The 25,375-nt window shown below is 53.0% G+C and carries 17 protein-coding genes and 1 tRNA gene; 7 read left to right on the plus strand and 11 right to left on the minus strand.

The features are described 5' to 3' along the window. Positions 1–20: 20 nt before the first annotated feature. A complete protein-coding gene (locus DC28_RS06690; RefSeq protein ID WP_037547149.1) occupies positions 21–2,741 on the minus strand; it encodes a phosphoenolpyruvate carboxylase in 2,721 nt (906 codons plus the stop codon). Positions 2,742–2,836: 95 nt separating this feature from the next. Between DC28_RS06690 and DC28_RS06695 the strand changes: the two genes are divergently transcribed. Continuing rightward, positions 2,837–3,409: a tetratricopeptide repeat protein gene (locus tag DC28_RS06695; RefSeq protein WP_037547151.1), complete on the plus strand. Its 573-nt coding sequence runs from the start codon at positions 2,837–2,839 to the stop codon at positions 3,407–3,409. A gap of 683 nt (positions 3,410–4,092) precedes the next feature. Here the strand turns inward: DC28_RS06695 and DC28_RS15405 are convergent. The 5 genes from DC28_RS15405 to DC28_RS15410 all read right to left on the minus strand — a co-directional run bounded on the left by DC28_RS15405 (position 4,093) and on the right by DC28_RS15410 (position 12,624). Further along, positions 4,093–6,999, minus strand: a complete 2,907-nt coding sequence (locus DC28_RS15405; RefSeq protein WP_081942028.1) for an ATP-binding protein — start codon at positions 6,997–6,999, stop codon at positions 4,093–4,095. After that, on the minus strand, positions 6,954–9,470 hold the full coding sequence (locus DC28_RS06705) for a TIGR03936 family radical SAM-associated protein (RefSeq protein ID WP_052078567.1): 2,517 nt from the start codon (positions 9,468–9,470) through the stop codon (positions 6,954–6,956). The genes DC28_RS15405 and DC28_RS06705 overlap by 46 nt, the downstream gene beginning before the upstream one ends. Positions 9,471–9,482: 12 nt before the next feature. Further along, on the minus strand, positions 9,483–10,631 hold the full coding sequence (locus DC28_RS06710; protein WP_052078568.1) for a response regulator: 1,149 nt from the start codon (positions 10,629–10,631) through the stop codon (positions 9,483–9,485). A gap of 83 nt (positions 10,632–10,714) precedes the next feature. Next, positions 10,715–11,092, minus strand: a complete 378-nt coding sequence (locus DC28_RS06715) for a response regulator transcription factor (RefSeq protein WP_037547153.1) — start codon at positions 11,090–11,092, stop codon at positions 10,715–10,717. Between the two features lie 83 nt (positions 11,093–11,175). Further along, a complete protein-coding gene (locus DC28_RS15410) occupies positions 11,176–12,624 on the minus strand; it encodes an ATP-binding protein (RefSeq protein WP_052078569.1) in 1,449 nt (482 codons plus the stop codon). A gap of 242 nt (positions 12,625–12,866) precedes the next feature. On the opposite strand from DC28_RS15410, the gene amrB reads away from it, so the two are divergent. From amrB to DC28_RS06735, 3 genes are read left to right on the plus strand one after another with little or no spacing between them, the layout of a single operon-like run. Beyond that, positions 12,867–14,024, plus strand: coding sequence for an AmmeMemoRadiSam system protein B (gene amrB / locus DC28_RS06725; protein ID WP_037547155.1), 1,158 nt, complete (start codon positions 12,867–12,869; stop codon positions 14,022–14,024). 51 nt (positions 14,025–14,075) lie between these two features. Further along, the gene (gene amrA / locus DC28_RS06730; RefSeq protein ID WP_052078570.1) at positions 14,076–14,666 is read left to right on the plus strand and encodes an AmmeMemoRadiSam system protein A; all 591 of its coding nucleotides are present in this window, start codon (positions 14,076–14,078) and stop codon (positions 14,664–14,666) included. Next, positions 14,663–15,649, plus strand: coding sequence for a radical SAM protein (locus DC28_RS06735; RefSeq protein WP_037547157.1), 987 nt, complete (start codon positions 14,663–14,665; stop codon positions 15,647–15,649). The genes amrA and DC28_RS06735 overlap by 4 nt, the downstream gene beginning before the upstream one ends. Before the next feature lie 268 nt (positions 15,650–15,917). Here DC28_RS06735 and DC28_RS06740 read toward each other — a convergent pair. From DC28_RS06740 to DC28_RS06755, 4 genes are all read right to left on the minus strand, one after another. Beyond that, positions 15,918–16,001 (minus strand) — tRNA-Leu (locus DC28_RS06740). Positions 16,002–16,191: 190 nt separating this feature from the next. Continuing rightward, on the minus strand, positions 16,192–18,003 hold the full coding sequence (gene pepF / locus DC28_RS06745; RefSeq protein ID WP_037547159.1) for an oligoendopeptidase F: 1,812 nt from the start codon (positions 18,001–18,003) through the stop codon (positions 16,192–16,194). A gap of 58 nt (positions 18,004–18,061) precedes the next feature. Further along, positions 18,062–18,691 carry a non-canonical purine NTP pyrophosphatase gene (locus DC28_RS06750; protein WP_037547161.1) on the minus strand — a complete coding sequence of 210 codons (630 nt, stop codon included), beginning with the start codon at positions 18,689–18,691 and terminating at the stop codon, positions 18,062–18,064. Between the two features lie 128 nt (positions 18,692–18,819). Continuing rightward, a complete protein-coding gene (locus DC28_RS06755; RefSeq protein WP_037547162.1) occupies positions 18,820–19,758 on the minus strand; it encodes a hypothetical protein in 939 nt (312 codons plus the stop codon). Between the two features lie 418 nt (positions 19,759–20,176). Between DC28_RS06755 and argF the strand changes: the two genes are divergently transcribed. The 3 genes from argF to DC28_RS06770 all read left to right on the plus strand — a co-directional run bounded on the left by argF (position 20,177) and on the right by DC28_RS06770 (position 22,952). Further along, complete coding sequence (gene argF, locus DC28_RS06760) at positions 20,177–21,112, plus strand: ornithine carbamoyltransferase (protein ID WP_037547239.1); 936 nt, start codon at positions 20,177–20,179, stop codon at positions 21,110–21,112. A 100-nt stretch (positions 21,113–21,212) separates the two neighbouring features. Then, a complete protein-coding gene (locus DC28_RS15415) occupies positions 21,213–21,647 on the plus strand; it encodes a hypothetical protein (protein WP_052078571.1) in 435 nt (144 codons plus the stop codon). Positions 21,648–21,971: 324 nt separating this feature from the next. Then, a complete protein-coding gene (locus DC28_RS06770; protein WP_037547164.1) occupies positions 21,972–22,952 on the plus strand; it encodes a DHH family phosphoesterase in 981 nt (326 codons plus the stop codon). Between the two features lie 20 nt (positions 22,953–22,972). Here DC28_RS06770 and lon read toward each other — a convergent pair whose 3' ends face one another. Continuing rightward, positions 22,973–25,354 carry an endopeptidase La gene (gene lon, locus DC28_RS06775; protein ID WP_037547166.1) on the minus strand — a complete coding sequence of 794 codons (2,382 nt, stop codon included), beginning with the start codon at positions 25,352–25,354 and terminating at the stop codon, positions 22,973–22,975. Positions 25,355–25,375 lie beyond the last annotated feature (21 nt).

A 25,375-nucleotide genomic window follows, 5' to 3' on the forward strand; every position in this document is an offset into this window, starting at 1 on the left:
CCGAACCGCAATCCTTGGATCTACACCGCATTACGGCTTGCATTAATAGACGCGGCCATACTTTTAATGACTAATTTTTCGAAGGTCTCCTGGTTTGGAATGGTGGTTTCTTTTACAGGGTGATTCGAATGTCCCGCCATCCCCTGGTTTTTTTCCAGTTCACGTAACCGCGTTAATGCGTACTGCTGAATGACCTGACTTGGAAGAATGAGATTCTCCCGGAGTGCAATGGATTGCCGGATGGACGGATCGGTCTCAAGAAGGGAGGTCTGCCCGCTTATAGCTAGGAGTTTCTTCATGGTCCTTTCCGCCTCGTCATTAAGCAGGTTCCAGAACTCTCCGAATTGCGGATCCTCCCGGTGGTACCGGGTGAGGGCAAAGTAACTCTTTGAGAGGCTTTGCATGGAGTTTTCCACCAGGGTCCGGAAAAAGAGGTTCCCCTGGTAGAGCCGCTGGAAGGCCTGGGTGCGTTCCGGGGTACTCAGAACATTCAGGGCCCGTCCGAATCCGTAAAACCCGGGAACGTTCTGTTTCATTTGGCTCCAGGCACCCACGAAGGGAATGGCCCGGAGGTCTTCCAGGCGTAGACTTCTGTTGGATTTTCGTTTAGCTGGGCGGCTGCCGATGTTGGTTTTCCCGTAATACTGTAAGGGAGTCATCTGTTCAAGGTAGGGGACAAAGCTGGGATGGTTCCGTAGCTCAAGATATGCCTCCCGGGCAGCTATGGAGAGTTCCTGGAGATCCCCGCGCTCAGAGGTGCTCATGGTGGAATAGTCCCCGGGAAAGAGGTTGTTTTCGATTCCCGCGGATACAATCTGTTCAAGGTTGTAGGTGGCACTTTCGGGGGTACCGTAGAGGGAGCTAATGGTCTGTCCTTGAATGGTCAGCTGAATGGCACGGCTGTCTATTTCGGGTCCAAGGGAACGATAGAATTTGTGCGTATTTCCCCCGCCCCGGGCCGGTGGACCGCCTCTACCGTCAAAGAACTGAACCCGATATCCCTTGTTCTTGGAAACCAGGGTCAGGCGTTCCTTGGCTTGGTATATTTCCCAGTTGGCAGCTACATACCCCCCATCCTTGGTTCCGTCGGAGAACCCCAGCATGATGGTTTGGTTCTCCCTTCGGTTTATCAGGTGGCTGGTGTAGACCGGAGCTGTGTACAGCTGCTCCATGACGGACTGAGCAGCGTGGAGATCATCGATTGTTTCAAAAAGCGGTACGATGTCCAGTGGAAGGTTCTGGGTATCCAACCCTCCTAAGAGGGCTATGACCATAACCTCGAGAACGTTGGCTGCAGATTGGGTATTGCTGATTATGTAGCGGTGGCACCCAATTTCACCGTTCCTGGACTGAATTTCTTCTAAGGCTTCCACGGAACCGAGAATATCCTTCAGGATCTGGTTGTCATGATCTGCTAGTTCGGAGGTAATCTCTCTCCCGAGGCTTAGCCGCTGTTCCCGGGGCAGGCTGCGCATGTCTTGGATCGTATTTTCCAGGAGTGTGAAGCGCTCAGTCTCGCCAAGAGATAGGTAGTCCTCATGCCCGGTTATACCGTTTTTACCGATGATTTTCATGGCAGTTTCCATAAAATCACCATGAACACGACTATCCTGACGAATATCGAGGGTGGCAAAATGAAACCCGAAACTCTGTACGGTACAGATAAGACGTTCTACCCTGTCAACAAATAACCCCCGGTGCTCCTGGTTGACCAGTTTACGGATGGTAAGCAGATCCTCTACGAGCTCCTGACTGGACCGGTATCCCCGGTCCTCCAGTTCAACACAAAACGTTCCGTCCGAGGCTTTTTTCGGCACCCGGGAAAAGGGGTAGAGGGTGTGCTCGAGTCGTTCCTCTATGGAATCCATGAGCTCAATAACTCCTGGGAAGGTCAGCCGCCGACGGAGGCTGCGCACATCATGGAGGTACAGCTGGATTATGGAGGAGCGCAGGAGTTCCCCAACCTCCTTGGTGAGGTCCGAGGTCACATAGGGATTGCCATCCCTATCACCCCCGGGCCAGAATCCGAGTTCAATCCGGCCCGGAAGACGGATGGCGGCTTCGGTATCCCGACAGACCCTGGTAACCAGTCGTTGGTGTATGTCCGGAACAACCTGGTACATCACATGTTCCAAGATCCACATGAGTCCCTCGGCCTCTTCAAGGGGCGTCGGCTTTTCCCGGTTTTTGAACCGGGTCTGGCCCATTTGGAGCAGCAACTCATTGATAGACCGGATATCGTTGGATTCTAGACTTTTTGCGAGATCTGTGAGGATGGTGAGTACCTCATCGGTGTAGAACTGTGTCGGGTGGGCGGTCAAGACTATCCGTACTCGGTAGTCATTGATGAAAGCCTCGTAGTCCTCTATTCGCTCTTCCCGCTCTATCCGGTTGAGCACATCCTTCACACAGCCCGGACCTTGAATATCATGGATTTGTGAGAAGGCGGCATCCTCCAGGGCGTCAAAAAGAACCACCTGGCGCTCCACCAACCGCATAAAGCGAAACAGATCGTCCACGATAACCTGTTCATCCTCAATGCCCAGGCGCTCCCGGAAAAACTGGAGTACAATCTCCTTTGGGGCAGCACCCTTCTCCAGCTCCTGCTTGGCGTACTGGGTAAAAACCGGCAATAATAATCCGGAGGTCCGCACATCTTCAAAGGGAAGATTCAAAAAAAGGCCGTTGTACAGCTGAAACTTCATGTCCACATGTTCTTGGAAGGAATTAATACTATTCATATGTACTGATACTACTGTGTTTTGCCCTCGGAAATCCAGGGAAAAACCTCATAAAATTTGTTAACAATCATTCCCAGGATTAGTATTTTTAGATCATGGAACGGTATGCCTTTGACCCCGAAAAAGTTGATTCTCTCTTCGCGTTTCGAGATTTTTCCCAGGCAGAGGATCTGATACTGGAAGCTCTTTACGAGAATCCCGATGATCTACAGGCCATAACCTACGCCGGTATACTCTACACGGAGACCGGCCGCTTTGAGGAAGCGCGGAAAGCACTAGAGTACGTCCTGGCACGAGATCCCCGCAATCCTGATGCATGGGAGGCCCAGGGGGTTATTCATTTCAGGCGGGGTCAGATATATGAAGCTAAAAACGCCTTTATTGCCGCCCTGAAGAGTTTTCCCCGGATGGCGAGTGCATTTCGTAACTTGGGTGTATTGTACCGGCACGTGGGGGACCAAAAAAAGAGCATCACCTGTTTACAACTGGCCCGGGGATACAATCCCACCGACTACCTCACCCTGTACGCCTTGAGTTTCGGATTGATCGAAGAGCAGCGGAACGCTGAGGCTCGGGAGGTCCTGACCCTCATGATGGATCAGCCCCTTCCCCCGGATATCCTGGAATACGCCCAAACGCAATTAGCCAAGCTTGAAGAGAGCCGGTAACCAAAGAGGGGAAAGGCTTAGATAGTGCGCAAAAGAATGTAAACTACGCCAGATATAGGGGAACAACCAGAAACCCAACCCAGGGGTGGTGTCCCCCGGGTGAAAACTTACAACCTTTTGCGCACTACCGAAGGCTTACTGGCTTACTACTAGTGGGGTTTTTGCAGCACTCCGATTTGCAAGAACCAAACACGAGGCCAATACGAGTAAATCACTTCTATGCAAGTAATTACTTTTCTTCGTTTCCGTGCATGCCAATTGCAAACGACTTTCCCAATTGGCGATAGTAATAATGTATAAAAGGCTGTACTGTTGCCCGCCGGCGCCACTCCCCATGATGCCGGCTCTGGGGGAGGTACGCCACTCCCCAGTTGGCCGGAGCTGAGGTGCGGAACTGCCCATTTGGCCGGACCCGAACCCGGGCTCCGGTGCAGATGGTGCAGATGGTGCAGATGGTGCTTGGCTGGCGCGGCTGTATCCGGTGACGTTTACCTTCTTCTATACGTGTTAAAACTGCCTCCGTCCAGCCCATCATTTCCCTAACCTAGCGAGTCACGAGCACGGTTAACATCCATCGCCCCTACCAAGGACCCCGGTTTCCCTGTCTCGTGTTACCTTCGAGGCTAACAAAGAGGCTAACAAAGAGGCTTTTCGCCCAAGGATGCTCGGAGGCTTGTCCCGCCCTACATCCCCGGCGAAAAATAGTTGGAAATCTCACCTATCTGATGTTGCAGCTCCTGCAGGCTCTTTTGGACGGCTTCTAGGCCGCCCTGGCGTGCCTTATTTTCTATCCGCAAGGCAGTTTCCGAGATGAGTGCAGCCCCGATGTTCAATGCACCGCCCTTAATGGTATGGGCCGCCCGGTGTAATACTGTCAGATCCCGGTTCTCCATGGCTTCATCCATTTCTTTCAGGAGATCAGCGGCTGAGGATGCAAATTCCCGAACCAGCATAAGGTAACTTCCTAGATCCCCATCAAGATCATCCAATATTCCCGGGGACGAGTGGAGGATATGGAACTCCGCCCCCCCGGGGGGGCGGTGGCTGGTTTGGATGTAGGATCCGGGAGGAACAAATTTTGCCATATAGTGGAGAAGGGTATGGCGGCCCAGGGGCTTGGAAAGGATGGTATTCATACCTGCAGCCAGTGCCCGAGCCTGATCCTCGGGGAATACATTCGCACTTAATCCGATGATGGGCGGCCCAAACCCCTGAGCCCGCAGCTCCTCAGTCGCCTGGTAGCCGTCCAGAACGGGCATTTGAATGTCCATGATTATGCAATCTACCGATGCTGATCGTACAAAATCCAGGGCCTCCTGCCCATGGGAAACACCGCTTACCTGCCAGCCTGCGCTCTCTAAATGCTTGCGGGTTAGGATTCGGTTCAGTTCATAATCCTCCACCAGGAGAACATGTGGGCCGCTATTCCAGCGTGGTTCTGTTTGAGGGGAGGACTCGGTCAGGGGAATAAAATCGTTGGTCGTCAACTCCCGTAATGCCAGGCTAGCCTCAAACCTGGACCCCTTGCCCGGGGTGCTTGTCAGCCGGATATTCCCATCCATCATTCTGGCGAGTCTCAGGGCGATGGCTGTTCCCAGCCCCGTACCGCCGTACATACGGGTTGTGCTCGGATCGGCCTGTTCGAAGGCGTCAAATATTTGTGCCTGACGTTCTAAGGGGATTCCAATGCCCGTATCCTCAACCACTATCCGCAACATCCCCGCGCCCTGATCCTGGCTCAGATACTCTACCCCCAGAGAAATGCTCCCCTCTTCAGTGAACTTTACGGCGTTACTCAGCAGATTATCCAGAATCTGCCGAAGCCGCAGGGAATCTCCTACCAGGTACCGGGGCAGTTGTTCATCCACACTGATGGTAAAATACAGCCCCTTATTTCTTGCCTGAATCCGGATATTTGAGGACACCACCTGGAGCATTTCATGAATATCGAAGGGATTAATCTCCAGTTCCAGTTTCCCGGCTTCAATCTTGGATATATCCAGAAGCTGATTAATAATCTCCAACAATCGCAGGGATTCGCTGCGTATCAACCGGATGTAGTGGGGTGCCTCCCTCCCTCCCGGTTCGTACTGCAATAACTCACAGAAACCCAGGATGCCGTTTAACGGGGTACGGATTTCATGGCTCATATTAGCCAAAAAGTTCCCCTTCGCAGTGCTGGCGGCCTTAGCGGCATCCAGGGCAGCCCGGAGATCTGCGGTTCTGCTGATAACCGTACGTTCGAGATTCTCCTGAACCTTATCCTGTTGCCGGAGAAGCTGCTTTAGCCGGTGGTTTAATCCCTCTGCCTGGCTGAATCCTGTGGAAAACTCACGGCCCAAATACAAGGCCTGGATGAATACGGAAAGCACTGTAAGGCTCGAAGGCAGGGTTCCCACATCAATTCCGTAGAACCATTGCAGAATAAATCCCCCCCCGGCTGCCTGGAGCAAAATAAAGCAGATGAGGAAGGTCAGCACACCCGGGGTCCGATCCCGCAGCTTCGGTACGACGAGCTGAACCGCCGCAATACTGTAGCCCATGGTAACCAGCAAAAACGGAACAATAGTCATCCACACCTGAGACTCGGGTAGCAGCAAAATAACGATGAGGATGAGTCCGGTGATCCAGCGCAGCAGGATGCGGATATGCCGAAGTTCCAGGCGTAGTATTTGTCGGCGGGTATACTCAAAAAAACAGTACATGGCCAATACGAAAGAAGCCGCGGATAGCCGTTCCACGATCCCTGAATTCAGCGCACCGAAGACGTGTGTCAATCCCTGGTGTCCGGAAATACCATGGTTAAAGGCGGAGAGCAGGGCGAAAAACCCGAGGAACACCGTGCTGTCTTCAATGGGCCTTACCAAGAAAAAGCCCACCAGGAACAGACCCAAGACCATCATACTCGCTAAATTAAGAATGTCCCCTGCCATGGATCGCAGGGCAATACTGGTGACATCCGATGTGAAGCCCAGCTGTACCGGCCCCGAGATTCCGCCGAAACCCTGGTAGGTGTCAAAGACATCGATTATCAGACGCATCCTGTCTCCGTCGGGGTAGGGGAACTCTAGTAGGGTTGATCCCCGGGAGGTTGAAATCCTATTCGGATGTTGTGAAGGTTCTGTATACCCCCCCGCAGCACCGTAGTTCCGGGCTTCTCCGGAGGTGTAGAGCATCTGACCATTTATCTCCACGGTGTAGGCTCCGTGAACCCTGCCGAGTAATAACGCTAAGACGCTGTTCTCGGGACCCGGGGGAAGATCGGTAATATCAAGCCTGTAGCGGGTCCCGATGTATCCGGGATACCCCTGGAAGTGATGCTCCCGCGGTCTGTTCGGTACGGGTATTTCCTGAAACGCGCTCTCCGTGGGAGTTTCGCCCTGCTTTAAGGGGGCTGCGTTCCAGGTTCCATGGAGGTTCAGGGGCGAAAAGGAAGTTTCTTGCCAATCACCCAAGGAAACCTGACCCCCCTGGGCTGATTCTCCGTGGGCGGGAAATACAAAGCCAGCAAGAACCCAGGTAAGCGTGCTAAGGAGGAAGAGAATTAGACGTTGATTTTTGTAGGCTGCTGTTCTTCCCATGCAATCCATTCTTCTATTGTATTCTCTAAATCTTTTCCCTGGGGACCTTGGGTGGAAATTTTCTCCAAAATCGCCCCCAGAGATTTCGGGTTGTATCCGGCCTCCTGACCGGGTAATTTACGGATGCCCCAGGATCCTAGGGTTGTTCTGGTTTCCCGGAGAACAGGATCGCCATTCAGGTCGGTCTCTACCGACCAAGCCTCAAGATTGGCTACTGCCGACTCTAGGCGGGCCCAGTGTTCCATCGACTTCGGATACACCCGATATACAACCGATTGGGTGAGGGAAGAGAGGCTCGGTATTTTCTTTCCCCGGGTAAGGGTTGGGAGAATTTTGAGGTCGGTAACCCGGATTCCCTTGGGTAAGGCCGCATTAATAGGGTCGATCATGCTACCGGCCTGGAGGGATCCGGCTAACTGGACAGCCATCACCTCGTGCCGGGACTCCATACCCAGGGGCAGGGCTTGGTTGAAATCCATCTTCGGTTTCGGATTGTAGTGCCCAGCCATCCACAGGGGTACATCGCATCGGATGAGAGCCTGTTCAAAGGCTCGGATTAACGAAAGATGGGACAGCAATGTCCCCATACCCAGTTTTTGAAACCTAAGGATGAGGGTATGACGGAGGGGAAGGATCTCCGCCTCAGAGTCTCGGGGGTCCTCTCGGGGCGTAGTGATGGTAGGCGCGGTTGAATCGGGGTTTTCTGGTTGATCCACCACCTGTACTGATTTTCCGCAGAGTCCGCAGTGGTCCCTGCAGACCGGTTCACACCGGAGGGAGTGTTCACCTGTACGGCTCTTTTGCCATTCCTTGGCAATGTAGCGGGGGCTTACGCCCAGTGAGATGGAATCCCAGGGAAGGATGGTGTCTTCAGGTTGTTTCGGTTCAAGGAGTTCATCTACCGGCCAAGATGCCTGTCGGATAACCTGCTCCCAGATGTCCCGCCGACAGCGGTCCTCCCATGAGTCGAAGCGCGCACCCTTCTGCCATGCTGCATAAATCAGGTCGCCAACCCGCTGATCTCCCAGGGAGATGATTCCTTCCAAGTATGACAGAAACCCTCCCTGGTAGGTAATTTTAATACCCCGGTCTGTATTATTGGTTTTTATGGTGTGGAGAATCTCCTGAGCCCGCTCCCAAGGGAGCATGCCTGCCCACTGGAAGGGGGTATGGGGTTTGGGCACAAAGGTGCCGATATTAACGTTGATCTTCATGCGGGTTTGCTGGCGAATTCTCTGGAGAAACATCCGTATTTCTTCAGCTTCATCCTCAACACCCGCCCCGGGGACGGGTAAACCCACCATAAAATAGAACTTAGCACTCTTCCAACCTCTGCGCTCCGCCTCGTGGAGAATCGCGATAATTCTCTGGACGGTTACGGTCTTGTTTAATACCCCTTGCCCGAAATCCGTGGGCGTCTCTACAGCAAAGGTAAGACCTCCACGTTTTCCATGACTCAACGCCTCTATAATCGGCAGGGTAAAGGATTCTACCTTGAGGCTGGGCAGCTGGAAGCTTACCCCTCTAGGCCCGAATTCCTGATTCAAGGATGAAATAAGGTCCCCTATCCCCGAGTAGTCCCCGGAGCTCAGGGACGACAGGGTAATACGCCGGTATCCCATGGTGTCAACGAGGTCGCGGACCTCCTCGGTAATCTGGGCTATGCTTTTCTGGCGGTAGGGACGGTAATAGTCTCCGGCATGACAGAACCGGCATCCCTGGGGACATCCCCTCATGATCTCTACCACCCCGTGTTCCTGAATAATCTTGTGGGGGGTTACCGGATACCGCAGGCGGAGGGCGTCTTGGGTGAATCCCGTCCAAACGGCACGGCGTACAGATTTAGTGCTTCCGGGAACCCAGATATTGGGATGATCCAGGAGCACCTGGCGTTGTTTCTCCCTGGCTGTCGCCAGGTTGGTATGGGAGTCTTGAATCCGGGCCAACTCTCTGTACAAATCTGGGACTACCTCTTCGGCTTCCCCGATAACGGCCCCGTCTATCACATGGTAATAGGGTAGGGGATTTGTCGTGCCCGGACCCCCGATGATAACCAGGGGGGCATCGGGGCGCCGGTCATGCCGGTGAACCGGAATTCCTCCTAGGTCCAGAATGGTCAGCATATTCGTGGCCGACAATTCATATCCCAGGGTAAATCCCAGTACATCCAATTCAGCCAAGGGAAGATATCCCTCAAGGGTGAAGAGAGGCAGACCCTCTTCACGGAGCAGGGTCTCGAAATCCTCCGCCGGTGCGAATACGCGTTGACAGCTGATACCGGGTAGATCGTTGATGATACTGTAGAGTATCTTCCAGGAATAGTTGGACATTCCGATCTCATACACGTCCGGGAAGATAATCGCTGTGGTAAATGAGGCATCGGGTTTTTCCCGTTGACCGAATTCTCCCCCGGTATAGTATCCCGGGTTCTTCACCCGGTGTAAAAGCTGCATGAGCTGCGTTTTATCGATTGATGACATCGCGCTACTGTATCAGGCTCTATCCCGAAGGCCAAGGGTCTTCTCCCGTTGGGGGGTCCGGCCCATGAGGCAGTAAATCCGGATGGGATTGGTTTTATTCCGCAACTTCACCTCTCCAACCTCGGAAAAATGGTACATCCCGTTGAGCTGGCGGTAGCCTGAATCCGTCATCAGAATATCACCGGGTTTGCTTATACTCTCGATACGGGCAGCGGTATTCACCGTGTCACCGATGACCGTATAATCAAGTCGGCTGATCCGCTTTGAGCCGAAGGAACCGCTCACCATTTCCCCGGAGTGCAGCCCCATGGAGATATCCGGAAACGGTATCCCCTCTGCTAACTGGGTGCCGATGTACTGCCGGATGCGCTCCCGAATACCTAGGCAGCACTCCGCTGCCCGGGAGAGGTGGTTTTCCCCGGAGAATAGAATCATGGCCGCATCACCGATGAATTTATCGATGATTCCGTTATAACCCATGGCCTCTTCGGCAATTTCATCAAAGTAACAGTTCAGCAGGGTGGTTATGGTTTCTGGCTTGGCGTGCTCGGAAATACTGGTGAACCCGCACACATCAACGAAACACACCGTTCCTTCGATACGCTCGCTGTGCTCCGTTGCGGAGTCGGCGGAAGACCCGTCAACCCGGCTTACCTCGGTAATATGTACCCCTGCCTTTGCCTGGGATGAATGGTGCTGACTCAGGAAGGTAATAACGGAGGGGTTTACATACATCTTCAGAAATTGGTTTTCTTTGCTGCTGCGGAGGGAGTTCTTTATTTCCTCCACAAACTGAAGGGTTTTATCCATGGTCTTCCGCAGGTCCTCAAAATCGATGGGCTTGGTGATGAAATCGAAGGCTCCGCGGTTCATGGAGGCCCGAATATTCTCCAAATCACCGTAGGCTGAAATCATTATCGTTTTGGTTATGGGATTAATCTCCTGAATATGATTCAACAGGGTCAAACCGTCCATCTGGGGCATATTGATGTCAGTAATAACTATGTCGATTTCAGGGTGATTTTTAAGGGTTTCCACCGCATCAAGGCCGTTTAGGGCGAACAAGAAGGTGAATTCACCCTCACGGATCTCCTTCCTAAACCGCTGGCGAATGAGGCGTTCTACACTTGGCTCGTCATCTACAACCAGAAAAGTACTCATGCTTCCTCTCTTATTTTTACAGGATGGTTTGTTCCCATTTCCCGGGCTATTGGCATGCAACACCCCAATGCCCCGGGAACCCCCTACCTGGATTTATCGTCTAGATTGAACAAATCCCGAAGCTCAGTAAAATCCAAGGGCTTGGGAATGAAACCGTTCGCTCCCTTTTCCTGGGACAGTCTGGAATACTGGTCGTTCTCATAGGCCGAAATCATATAAATGGGTGTTTTATCGTCTGTTTTACGAATATTCTCTAACAGCTCAAGCCCGCTCATACCCGGCATATTTATATCGGATAGTATCATGACTATATCCGCTTTTGAAGCATCAAAAAGTCCTACTGCTTCTTCCCCCGATCCCGCGTAGACAAACTCTAATAATCCGTCCCGTATCTCCCGGCGAAACCGCTGGGAAAAAAGCCGCGCAATGGCAGGCTCGTCATCAACTACAAGTATACGCATTCGAATCCTCCCGATCAAAAAAATAACCAAGACACTGCGTCATCGCTGGGTCTACAGGCCCCAGGACATGAGGCGCCGGGTTCCTAGCTGGGCCGTTTCCTCGGTATGGAAACAGTAAACTGGGTATAGCTTCCCTGGGCTGATTCCACATCAATGGTACCGCCGTGCTCATCCCGGATGATCTCAAAACTGATTGAGAGCCCCAAACCCGTGCCCTTTCCCGTGGGTTTAGTGGTGTAAAACGGGGTGAAGATATTCTCTAGGGCTTCCTGGGGAATACCGGTTCCGTTGTCCCGGACGATGATCTGAACCTGATCGCCGACCCCCCGGGTTGCGATATGGAGTGTCGGCTCATACGAGGCGTCGTTATTCGCCAGCCTCCTCTCGTTGGTAGCGTAGAATCCGTTGTTCATGAGATTCAGAAGGACCCTGGAGAAATCCGGCCGGACCATTTCGGCCTGGCCCGCTGATTCGTCCAGGTCCAGGGATATGGTGCATTTGAACTCCGAGTCCTGGGCGCGTAGTCCGTGGTAGGAGAGTTGTACGCATTCCTCGGCGACGGTGTTCACATCTTCCAGGGAGTGGATATTCGATCCGCCCCGGCTATGCATGAGCATGTTTTTTACAATCCGGTCTCCACGTTTTCCGTGTTCGTTGATGTCGTGCATATTCTGTACCAGCTCATCCATGAGGTAGGTCATATCTTCCCGGGTATCCTCATCCAGGGTGGGCAGGATGGTGGTGAGGTGTTGCCGGAGCTCCTCCACCAGTTCAACCGAGGACTCGCTGAAATTGGTCACAAAATTTAGGGGGTTCTTAATTTCATGGGCAATGCCGGCGGTGAGAGCCCCGAGGCTTGCCATTTTTTCCTGGACAATGATCTTCTTCTGGGCCTGGCGGAGATTTTCCAGAGCGCTTTCGGCCTGGTCCTTGAGGGTTGCCATTTCATCTCGCTGGGCCTTCATAGTATCCCGTGTATTGTGCAGATCCAATACCAGGCGTTCTAATTGCATCCGGTAGTAGTAGAGCATGAAGGTAAGTCCGAGAATCGCCACGATGAAATAGGGCAGGGAATCCATGGCCTGTTCAACCTCAACCACTACGGCGAAATAGATCATGAAGAAGCTCACCGCTAACCCCATGATAACCGAGGCGGCCCGGGCGACCAGAACCCCCGCGGCAGAAACAAAGGCCGTAACCAAGACCAACGCCGCGTAGTAGTGGAGATCCACCTTGCCCGCCGACTCCGGGAGAAAAAAGGTCTGAGCCATCCACACCACCGCGCTGATATACAGGAGACTCCCCAACCCGAAGTTGCGGCTTATACGGCCACGAAGGGTAAGAATTACCGTAACCACCATCCCTGCCAGACCGAGACTCGTCGCGATGATCATAGAGAGTGGACTTGAGGTAATATCCACAATCAGACCGAAGGTATTTGCAACGACAAATAACCCGGCGCTGGCAGCAAAGAGGGGAGACGAGATTTCGAAGGACTCTCGAATCAGGCCCTTAGCTGATGGTTGTTCCATGAAGACCTCCTAGGGTAATTTCATTCGGCAGGAGCCCGGCCGCATCATATCTCACCGCATATTGAACCTATGAGATTCGATCATTCAGCTCATCCTCCGGCGGACTGGGAGGGAAGCCTCCGTGTCTGTAAGGAGAGGCCCCCGGCTCCTGAATCTTTCGGTATATCAATTACCGTGTATCCCATTATAGGGAGAAGTTTATTGTTTTTGCCATATTTAATAAACGGGTGCATACTGTATCTATGAGCCACAGTAATCCCATAAAACCGGCTCATTACGCCGGTAGCTGGTATCCCCATTCACCCAGGCTGCTCCAAGAGCAGATCGGCCCCTGCCCGGAAGACCATCTTAGCATGAGATGGCAGCAACTGAAGCATCTCCCCGATGACTTTTTTCTGGATTTACCCCAGGAGCCGGAAGGCAAATCGGAAGGCAAACCGAAGGACAAACCGGAAGGCAACCCGAAGGGCCGTGCAAACCACAGCGCCGGGGTAGTGAAGGGCAGTGAGCCATTGGGGAAACCACCTGGGGATGAAATGACCCCCGAACCTTCGGTACCTATTCCGCCGGTCAGGGTCCGGGGGCCGGTGGTGGGCGGCATTCTCCCCCATGCCGGATTGCAATTCTCCGCACTCGGACAACTCAGTGTGCTCCGCCGTATCCATTGGAAGCCGGGCTTGGTGGTCATCCTTGCCCCAAGCCACCGGGTGCCCCTGCCTGCAGATACCATTATCACCACCCCATTCGGCGGTTACTCCACCCCCCTGGGGATCCTCCAGGGAATTCCGGTGGAATCTCATCATACCGGACACATTACCGTCCGGGCGGATCATCAGATAGCCGGGGCTGAACACGCCTTGGAATTGCTATTGCCGGGAATTGCAGCCCATCTGGGGATTGATCAACCCCTGGCTGGATTTATCCTTCCCAGCATTCATGAGATTACCGATCACTATCCGGATGACCCAAGCCCCTGGCTCACCCACGCCCGGGAAGCCCTAATCGCTGGGGTCAGCCGGTACTGCGAGCCGGAAAAGGTGCTCTGGTTGGTTAGTTCGGACTTTACCCACTATGGGCCGCGGTTCTCCTACACTCCGGCAGGAGCGGTGCAGTCTGACCCATCGGGGGTACTCCATGAAAGTTTCGTTTCCGACCACCGCATTGCCCAGAAGCTGAGTTCCCTGGACGCTACGGGAGCCTTCCATTCCTGGACAGACCGAAAGGCTACGATCTGCGGCCTGGTTCCTTCTCTGGTTATGGTGTCCGTGCTTCGGGAAATCTGGAACGGCCGGGTCGTGGGCCGTCAAGAATCCTCCTACACCTCCCTGGGAATCACGGGCATCTCCGGGGATGACGCCGATTTTGTGGCATACCGGGGTATCAGTCTGGGTCTACAGTAGCCGCTGTCCTTTTGGTCGGTGAAAAACGGGAGGACTGGAAAGGAGGTTTAGGTGGATTCGAATGCTTCTTCCCACAATACTGCTCTTATCGTCACATGGCTTGAGCAGGTGATTCAGAATTATGCCCGGACCGGGGGCACGGGGGCCGGGCAGCTCCTCAGCGACCCCGCGTTTCAGCCCCTGGCTAACAATCCGATCCTTCAGGAGAAGGCAGGGGCCTTTGTCACCCTTCGGGGAGGGCGGGTCGGTCCCGGAAATCTCCGGGGCTGTATCGGCAGGATAGAATCATCCCTGCCCCTGAAGGACACCCTGGGGGACATCGCCATAGACGCTGCCTTCAGGGATCCGCGGTTTCCTCCGGTATCCCCCGATGAGCTGCCGAAGATCAGTCTTGAAATAACCATCCTCTCCGAACCCCGGGCGATCTCATCCTGGGAGCAGATACAGCCCGGGCGGCACGGGATTATCTTGGCCGCCGATGGCCGCAGGGCCCTTTTTCTACCCCAGGTAGCAAGCGAACAGGGCTGGAGCCTGGAAGAAACCCTGGAGCAGCTCTGTCGCAAAGCGGGTCTGCCGCCCCGGCGGTTCCGTGAAGGCGGGGTGAGTTTCCGCATATTTGAAGGCCGGGTGATTCGACCATGAGCCAGGTACTGCAGTGCGATTTTTGTTGGAGGCGCTGTCGAATCCCCCCAGGAGAAACGGGATACTGCGGCATCCGGTATAACGACCATGGAGCGCTGCAAACCCGGGGCTACGGCTCGATCCTGCCCCCGGCCCTGGACCCCATAGAAAAAAAGCCCTTCTACCACGTCCTGCCGGGTACCCAGGCCTTCTCCATCGCTCAGCTGGGCTGTAACTTTCGCTGCGAATTCTGCCAAAACTACCGTATATCCCAAAAACCGTTTATAACCGACCAGGCCTTCCGCGCCCTGGAACAGTATACACCCCAGGGGGTCGTCAGCCGGGCACTGGCATCCCCCTGCAAAAGTCTTGCCTTTACCTACAGCGAACCGACGGTCTGGCAGGATTTCATGATCGACTGCGCATCCCTAGCAAAGGACGCGGGGCTGCACACCCTCATGGTGACCAACGGGGCCTTTACTACCCAGGCCCTGGAACGGATAGCCCCGGTGATGGATGCCATAAACATCGACCTGAAGGGGGACTCCCGGGTGTACCGGCAGCTCTGTCAGGCAGATGACGGTCCGGTGCGGGATCGAATCAAGGATATCCTCAAGGCCGGGGAAGCCGGCCCCTTCTTAGAGGTAACCACCCTGGTTATTCCGGACTGGGTTACTCCCGGTGTACTGGAATCCCTCTATGACTTTCTCGGAGAAGCCGGCGCCCCGGTGTGGCATCTGACGCACTTTGTTCCCCGGTACCGCAGCCGGGTAACCCGTACGAATGATTACGGTTCCTACCAGGAGCTCCTCAAGACCTTCCAGGCCCAGGGCCGGGTTCCCTATGTGTATGGTGATTTTACTGCGTCAGATAACCAGGCGGTTACATCGTGTCCGGACTGCGGCAGGGTCCTCATCCGCCGGACCGTGTTCCATCTCCGGGAACTCCATCTGGACAAGGGGTGCTGCGCCTTCTGCGGAGCAGCAATCCCCGGCATCTTTTAGAACCCTGGCTTGGAGCGCCAAAGGCTGCATCGTTTTCTGCCGGCGACACTGTCCCTGAATTGGTTCCAGAACCGCACCGCAACATCCTGGGGAGGATGCAAGCCTTGCACACGTGCGAACCGTACCCTGGGCGGTAGGGACCAGGGTAGCCCCGGAGCGGATCGTACCTATCCGGGCTGGCTGAACATCATTCATCAGCGAAACCGAGGTGCCGACGGCCTCCCAGTCAAAAAAAAAGCTCCATGGCGTTGCCATGGAGCCTCGTGTATGCGGCGGAAAGGACTTGAACCTTCACGGCCTTGCGGCCACCAGCCCCTCAAGCTGGCGTGTCTACCAATTTCACCACCGCCGCATTTGCGGTACAGTGGCGATAGTACGGAAAACCGCGCAGATTGTCAACACTGGAATGCAATGGAGGTTCATTGAAAACACCGTTTTGGATGAACCATGCCCCGGAAAGCAAAAGCAACGCATTTCAATGAAACGCGTTGCCTTGTCCTTTTTAGTGCGCATGCCAATTACCCACGGGTTTGTAATTGGCTCTAGGAAACCTTCATTTCTCCCAAGAGCTGTTCCAGTTGGTCCACATAGCTGCTAAAGAGATCCAGAGCCTTCTGAATGGGGTGGGGTTTACTCATATCCACACCGGCAACGGCCAGGCTGTCGATGGGGAATTGTGATCCGCCGGATTTCAGGAAACTGAAGTACTCCTCCCGTTCTGTTTTTCCACCGTGCATAACCCGTTGGGACAGGGTGATGGCAGCCGAGACTCCTGTGGCATACTTATACACATAGAATGCCCGGTAAAAGTGGGGTATTCGCAATCCCTCCAGGTCTGAATACTCCTCCAAAACGACCTCCGGCCCGAAATAGTCCTTGAGGAGCTGCATGTAGGTCGACCGGAGGGTATCCAGGGTAACGGGGTTGCCGGCTTCAGCCATCTCATGGGCTGATAGTTCAAACTCAGCGAACATGGTCTGCCGGTACAGGGTGGCCAGTATGTCATCAATCTGTTTATTCAGCAGATAGGCTTTCATCTTCGCGTCCTTGGTCTGGTTCATCATATGATGGAAGAGAAGCTGCTCGTTGAAGGTTGATGCTACCTCAGCCTCGAAAATGGTGTAGTTATAGTGGGGGAAGGGGTTGTTCCGCGAGGAATACCAGGAGTGCATGGAGTGTCCCCCTTCATGGGCAAGGGTAAACACATCCCGGAGCACCGTTTCCTGGTAATTCATAAGTATGTAGGGGTTCCCGTGAAAGCTTCCCGCTGAAAATGCCCCGGAACGCTTCCCTTTGTTCTCATACCGGTCAACCCAGCCTCCCAGCAGCCCGTTTCTGAGGGTGGTGCTGTATTCCTCTCCCAGGGGAGAAAGCGCTTGGGTAATGATGTCCACCGCCTCGTTGAAACTGGTTTTAGCTCTTACATTTTCAATGAGAGATACCTTGGTATCGTAGAGGTGGAGATCCTCAAGACCGAGGATCTTTTTCCGAAGGGCATAGTAGCCATGGAGTTTGGGGAGATTTGTTCGAACCGTAGCAATGAGATTTCGATACACCGTTTCCGGTACGTTGTCGGGAAACAGGGCAGCTGCCAGGGAGGACTCAAATTTCCTCGCCTTAGAGCGGAAGATATCCTGGTGGATACTACCGGTGTATAGGTTTGCCAGGGTGTTTTCGTGGGCTTGGTACACCGAATAAAACTGCTGGAAGCTTTTTTGCCGTACCGACCGGTCCTCATGCTGGAGGAGAAAGGCAAAGCTTGATTGACTTAAGGCAATCTCACCCTCTGGGGTCTGGATGGTGCCGAAATCCATATCCACGTCTGTTAATGAACCGAAGGCCTTTTGGGCGGTCTGAGCCGCTTCCGTCTGCAGGGCCAATAACCGTTCCTCGGATTCCGGTAGAATATGGGGTTTGTACCGCAACAGTTTTGTCAGGTACACCCGGTATTCCTCCATTTGCGGCTGATTGATGTAGTGTTGTAGGGTGGCTTCCGGAATCGCCTGTATTTCCGGGGCAATGAAGCTTGCCTCGGCCTCCGCCTTAGCACCGATCTGCATGACTCGAGCCTGTCGAGCTTGATTTTCGCTACTCCCGGCATCCTCTGCGTATTTTAGAAAGGCGTAGTAGGAGAGCCGCTCTGCGGTCTCTTCCATGGAAAAATGAAAATCCAGACAGGCCTTAAAATGATCCTGATCCTTGGCGAGGGTGCCTTTTAGGGTAGAATACCGGGCAATCTTATCCGAGAAGGCCTTAAAGTCGGCTTCCCACTGGGATTCGGATGTATACAGGGAGCCCAGGTCCCATGTATCAGCTGGGTTGATTTCGCTTCGGTTCGGAATGGTATTTGCCATAAAAAAATCCTTTCTGAGGGGTGCCGTCGTCGATAGAGCCCCCGGGGTTTATCAATAGTTATGAGGGTATTTCTAATTCAGGTAGCGCTTTAAGATTACCTTCGAGGGCAAGAAGCGCCTTTGCCCGGTGGGATATTCGCGCTTTGAGGGTTTCTGGAATTTCCGCTACCGTGCATCCCTGTTCGGGCAGATAAAAGAGGGGATCATAGCCAAATCCCGTCGTTCCCGCCGAGAGTTCAGTGGCAATCCGGCCTTCCCAGGTCTCCTGGCTTGCCAGAAATCTATCCTCACCTTGGTATAGAACCATACAACAGGTGTAGTGGGCCGCACGGTCTTGAACTCCGACTAGAAGCGAGAGCAGGTAGTGGTTTCGCTGGGTGTCACTGGAAACACCCTCTTCACCACCAAACCTGGCTGAATAGATCCCCGGCTTCCCGCCTAAGGCTTTCACATTGATGCCAGAATCGTCTGCCAAAATCGGAACCCCCGGTAGTCCCAGGGATTCTCGAAGCTCCCATAGGTGTTTAGCCTTACCCAGAGCATTCTGAAAAAAGGTCGTTCCAGTCTCCTCGAAGGCTTGATCTTCCTTCATTCCAAGGGCCTTGGGATGTCCGATGGCTAAACCGGGAAGGATCTGCTGTAGCTCTCCATGTTTATGATCATTGAAACTGCCGAATAAACATTGCATGCCTCTACTGTACCGGTAATTTACGGTGCATGCAATTAGGAGTTGTTTGCACCGCTCCTATTCCATGGGAGTTCCCGGGACGGTGGGGTTGGCTTAGCAACCAGTCTCACCGTCCACCGGACCCGGACTTATTCGGTAAACCGATCCCGGTTGAACAGCTTCCGTACCAGGGGGAGGACGCGTTCGGGGTTACGCCGGAGATAATAAATACCCGAATCTACCGACCCCTTGGGGATCCCAAGGACGGTAGCCAGAAACTTATTAGAGGGGAAGAGCCTAACCCCGGCCATCCGGCGCTGTAACCTGCTCAGTCTTCCGGTAACAACCTCCATGCTGGCTTTCCTGGAATACTTCCGATACTCCTCCGAAAGCCCCAGGCTTGCATGGATGCATTCCTCGCATTGGAGTTGATACCGCAAAAAATGCAGTTCGCTGGAGCGGTCGCTGAGTTTTGCATAGCGAGCACGGTCTTCAGCGAGTTCGGCTCTGATGAGATCCACCTTTTCGTGGAGCCACTCAGGTGATAATCCGGTAATCTCGGCAAATCTGTCGATGGTGGGGTCGTTCAACCAGGTGCTGAGTCTTAGGATCAGCAGGGTCATACGCCGGGAATCCGGGGATAATTCAAAGAACTCTTTCGCTTGCTGGGGTTTCGGCTCATGGGAACTCTGAAGACTACTGTCGATTCGATCTTCAATATCGCGCTGAACCGGGGTCTCATCGCAGCAGAGATCTTCCGGGTTTTCCATGGTTTGGGTATACCCTGCTAACTGGGAACGCCGTAGTTCTTTGATACGGTGAGATTTTAGGTAATCCCTCATATGGAATTGCATACAGCGATGCAAGTAGGGGAAGAACTCCCTTCCGTCGTATTCAAAACCGTCGATGGCGCGTTTTATCCTGGGAAGGCAGTCGCAGAGGTAGTCGTGCCAGAGATCATCATTGCCAGGGAAATACCTTCGCATCGTACTGTACACAAAAAGTAGACATGCCTGCACCACACCATCCGCCGCGATTTCCCGCCGTTTTAAGCGTAAAACCTCCCTGGTTATGTCTACTTTTTTCATTTGATCCTCCTGTAATAACCATGATCGTTATCGTTACCGACACCTCGTCCCATCCGGATGCGGATGCCGCAATACCTATTTCCGCCTCTAAAAGTGACTTTGCTTCAAAAAATTGAAAAACTCACCTAAAAGTTCGATGCGATCCACGACCGTGTCGAACCTACACAGAAAATATGGTTTAGGAGTGTTTGCTTACTATGATAGTGCTGATCCGTGCTCACAAAACCCTTTAATTGGACTAAGTAGAAACTACAAGGGTGCAAAAAAAAATGTAGTCCAGGTTGTTTTCTACCGCAATCTGAGAGGTCTATAATTGTGTAATATTACAAAAGTTTTTATAGTGACAGGACATTGGCCTGTATAAAAAAACATAAATGAGGGCAAATATATGCAAAAAATGAGTAATATAGTCAGTAAAATGAAGGGACGATCCTTGCTTACCCTCCGCGACTTTTCTGCTGAAGAGATTCGGGGCCTGCTGGAGCTCTCCCAGAGGGTTTCTCATGAACGTAAACAGGGGATCCGATCATCTCGTTTTACCGGCCACACCCTGGCCATTGTGTTCGAAAAACTCTCAACCCGTACCCGTAGCGCCTTTGAGACCGCATTCGGCGAAGAGGGGGGGTACCCGGTATTTTTGAGTCCCCAGGATATTCACCTCGGGGTGAAGGAGAGCCTTGAAGATACCGCCAGGGTTCTCGGCAGAATGTTCGATGCCATAGCCTTCCGCGGATTCAAGCAGAGTACCGCCGAAACCCTCGCATCATTTAGCGGGGTCCCGGTAATAAATGGCTTAACCGATCTCTATCATCCGACCCAAGCCTTGGCGGATATGCTCACCATTCAGCAGGAGTTCGGCAAACTGGAAGGCCTTAAGGTTTGTTATGTCGGGGATGGAAGAAACAATGTCGCTCATTCCTTACTTATTATCTGTGCGAAATTAGGGGTTCATTTTACCTGTATAGCACCCCAGGAACTTATGCCCCCCGAGGAGTGGGTTGAGGGGTCCCGCGCCTTGGCTGTTGCCACAGGAGCCACCCAAGAAATCACCTCGGAGATCGATGCAATCCAGGGGGCGGATGTTGTGTATACCGACGTATGGGTTTCCATGGGGGAGGAGGCTGAAAAGGAGCTGAGGGAACAGCTGCTTGCTCCCTTTCAGGTTACCCAGAACTTGATGACCAAGACTGGAAAACAACAGAGCATCTTCCTCCACTGTCTTCCCGCGGTTAAGGGCAAGGAGGTAGAAGAACAGGTTTTTGAGGGGCCCCAGAGTAGGGTCTGGGATCAGGCAGAGAACCGGAAACACACCATAAAGGCTGCATTGATGGCTTTTTTAGGGCTGGTAGATTAACCGGTGCTGATTTATAGTGTTGTGGTACGGGAACCATGATAAAGGTTGCGAATCAGGGTTTTTTATTACTATAATTTAGTACAGCTAAGGAGGGAGTGTCGTGGGAAATTGTAAAAAGGTACCAGTCTTCATTGTACTGCTCGTTGTTATGCTGGGGGTCCCGGCCCTAGGCGCTGCCCAAGAAACCGGAATTGGTGCAGAATCCAGTTACTTCGCAAAGACATTTTATATTCTAAAAATTGCTCCGCATACCGAGGGCTATCGGGTTACGTACTTGACCACAGCGGGAAAATCAGCAGTAACCTATCTTCCTATCAACTGGTTCACCTCCGCAGCAGGCAAGGCCGAGCTCATAGAGTCCCTAAATCCGTCCGTTCCCTACATGGATGTTTACTGGCAGGATGGGGAATTCTCTCATCTCCGGTTGTTTGTAAATCCAGATTATAATGATCCTTCCTGGATTGCCTTCCCCTCCGGGGTGAATGCCCAGGAGGAGTTTGCTACCGAGACCCTAGTTCTGCATTATAATCAGTAATAGGCACACAGGTTGTCCACCGACAGCTGGTAGAGTCTCTGGGGTATTGGCATAATACGGAGCATGCCAAATGAGGGGTGGCTCCGTTTGTAATCTTGAGACCGGCGTTAAAATCACCCTACACTACTGTACCGATTGAACGAGGGTATGCGCCGTTGTTAGGAATCTATCGAATAGGCTGTAAACCCCGGAACCATCTCGATGGTTGTGGCGTGCCGTCAATGGTGACGAATGGTTCGGGGACACCCGCTGACTCGCCACTAGGATGGCTAGGGTATTCCCGGTGTGATGTACAGGATGTTTCGTTCTGAGTAAGGTATTACCATGAAATATGTTGCAACTCCTTCTTCTCTTGTTGATTTGCTCCGCGACAGAGATTCGTTTTTTGTTATCGGCCATATTGAACCAGACGGAGACTGCATTTGCTCCGCCCTGGCGCTGTGTCATTTTCTCCATAGAATAGGAAAAACCGCGATTCCAATAAACGAGGGACCCTTTGACCGCCGTGAGATAGCAGAGTTTAAGGATTACTTTGAATCGGAAATCACCGAGGAGCTCTGGAATGAACACCGGGATGCTGCGGTAGTGGTGGTTGATTGTTCTACCCTGGACAGGATCGGAAGGATTGGCGGGCAACTCCGAGATATGCCGGTAGCAGTGATTGATCACCATACGGCAGGGGAGGATTTCGGCGATATACGGTTTATAAATCCTACTGCGCCGGCAACCAGTTTGTTGATTCAGCAGGTCATTGAGGATCTGGGAGAATCTCCTGATGCCGAAGAATCTGAGCTGATCTTCTTCGCCTTCGCCACGGATACCGGGTTTTTTCGGCATATCGACCAGGATTCGGCCCTTTCATTTGAGTATGTAAGCCGCTTGGTAGCAGCGGGAGCCTCTCCGAAGTATATGTATCAGCGGATTACCGGGGGAAAAACCCTGGAGAGTAAAAAACACTTGGGCTTTTTACTGCAAAAAGCTGACCTCGTGGCGGATTCCCGGGCCATCATTGTTACTGAAACGGCGGAGGAGACGGCACGGTTCGGTCGCCAGAACCGAGACTCCGATGGATTTTACCAGCATATGCTCTCTGTGGACGGGGTAGAGGCGGTGGCGATACTCCGTGAGAATGAGGACGGAAACATTACCGGCGGTTTGCGCTCTAAGCGTGTTTTAGATGTGGGAAAACTTGCCCAAGAATTCGGCGGCGGCGGCCACCAGCGAGCGGCGGGTTTCTCCACCCCGGGGGACCTGCATAAGATTCGTCAGGAGCTTACGGCGCGTCTGACTCAGCTTCTGGGCTGAGGTCCGCTCCGGCCGGAAAATCAGGGAAACACCAGGGAGAGCACCTCGTCCAGGGTTTCCACCAGGTGGATACTCAGCTGCCGCAGTACCTCCTGGGGCAGATCGTCCCTATCCTTATCATTCTGTTTCGGAAGAATAATCTCAGAAAGGTGATTTCGGTGGGCGGCCAGGACCTTTTCCTTGATTCCCCCAACGGGTAGAACCCTTCCGGTGAGGGTGATTTCTCCGGTCATGGCGATTCCCTGTTTCAGCGGTTTCTGGCTGAGGGCGGATATCATTGCACAAGTCAGGGTAATGCCTGCAGAGGGGCCGTCCTTGGGAATTGCCCCCTCGGGAACATGAACGTGCAGATCCTGTTTCTGGAGGCTATCCTCGGGGAGGCCTAAACTGGAAAGGCGTTGTTTGATGAGGGTTAGGGCTATACGGGCGCTTTCCTTCATAACATCACCCAGACTACCGGTGAGAACCAGTTCTCCCTTGCCCGGGAAGACCGCGGTCTCCACCGGCAGAAGTTTTCCTCCCACCTCAGTCCAGGCCATGCCGTTGGCGAGCCCCGGGAGCTGGGATGTCATGAGAATGTCACCGGTGCGTCTTGGTTTACCAAGGTAGGTATGGAGGTTAGCAACGTTTATCCGGTAGGGTTTGGACGGCTTCTCGGTTTCTTTCGGGGTATTCTGGACCTTTTCACGGGCGGTCTTCCGGAGAATTTTTGCGAGTTCACGCTCAAGATTTCGAACCCCGGACTCCATGGTATATCGGCTCACGGTAAGTTTGATTGCTTCATCGCTGATTTGAATCTCATCGGGGTTCAGGCCATGACGCTCAATCTGCCGGGGAATGAGAAACCGCTTGGCAATGGATCGTTTCTCGTTTTCTGTGTACCCAGGAATCTGTATAACCTCCATTCGATCCCTCAGGGCATAGGGGATGGTATGCAGACTGTTAGCGGTGGTTATAAAGATAACCTGGGATAGATCGAAGGGCAGTTCCAGGTAATGGTCTACAAAACTATTATTTTGTTCGGGATCGAGGACCTCTAACAGAGCAGAGGCAGGATCGCCTCGGTGATCCATGCCGATTTTATCAATCTCATCCAGCAGAAAAACGGGATTCGGCGTTCCGGCCTTTTTCATTCCCTGGATAATTTTCCCCGGTAGAGCGCCTACATAGGTGCGGCGGTGCCCCCGTATTTCCGCCTCATCCCTGACCCCTCCCAAGGAGATGCGAACAAACGCCCTGCCCATAGCATGGGCCACGGACCGTCCTAAGCTGGTTTTACCGGTGCCCGGGGGGCCGACAAAGCAGAGGATTGGACCCTTTGTATCGGTCTTTAATGACCGTACTGCTATATAGTCAAGTATCCGTTCCTTTGGTTCTTCAAGGCCGTAGTGTTCAGCCTCCAGGATGGTCTGAGCCTGTTCCAAGGAGGGGGCGGTTTCATCGGGTGTCTGGGTATCATCAGAGTTGCTGTCTTGGGGAACCACCCAGGGAAGGTCTGCCAGCCAATCCAGGTAAGTGCGTAGAATTCCGGCCTCGGGGGTGAAATTCTGTAGCCGTGCTAGCCGTTTGAGCTCTGAAGCCGCCCGGGTTTGGACCTCTTCAGGAAAGGGTTTAGATTGAAAGCGCTGCTCTAACTCTTTAACCCCCGAGGGATCATCCTCATCTTTCCCAAGCTCCTTATGCATTTCCTTAATCTGTTCGTTGAGAAAGTACTCCTTTTGATTCTGCTCCATCCTCTTTTTTACCCGGTCGGTGATAGATTTTTTCACCTCGAGGACCTCTTTTTCTGTTGCTAACAGAATGGCTGCGTTTTCCAGTCTGGCGAGAGCTTCAGTCTCCTGAAGCAGTTCAAGCTTTTCTGCGAAGGGCGCGGAGATGGCAGCGCCGCAGAGGCTGATGAGTTTATGGGGAGTTTCTGCTTTGGTAACCTGGGTAACCAGTTCCTTGGGAAGTCGTTTGCTCTGTTTTGCAAATCCCTCGAATTCTTCCTGGAGGGCGCGCATCCGGAAGGCAATCTCATCGGAGACTGAGGTGTCCTCATCCAGGGGATTGAAGAGGGCGGTGAAGGGTTCCGCGGTCTGTTTGAGATCATGGAATACTGCACGTTCAAGTCCCTCAAGAAGTACTCGGCTGGTGTTATTCGGCAGTTTCATGATTTGAACAATTCTACAAACCGTCCCGGTGGAAAACACTGTTTCTTTTGAAGGGCTGCTTTCCTGATCCTTGACGTACCCCACGAATAAACGCCGTCCCGATGTCAATGCTGCTTCTACCGCAGCTACCGCTGTAGGCTTGGTCAGGTAAATGGGTACGGTGGAATGAGGAAAGATTACTGCATCCCTTAGTGCAATGAACGGAAGCTCCTGGAGTGGTTTTTTATCATTCTTATCAAATAATCCCATGACTGAAATTCCTATAAAGTA

The organism is Spirochaeta lutea, assembly GCF_000758165.1.
Lineage (GTDB): Bacteria > Spirochaetota > Spirochaetia > DSM-27196 > Salinispiraceae > Spirochaeta_D > Spirochaeta_D lutea.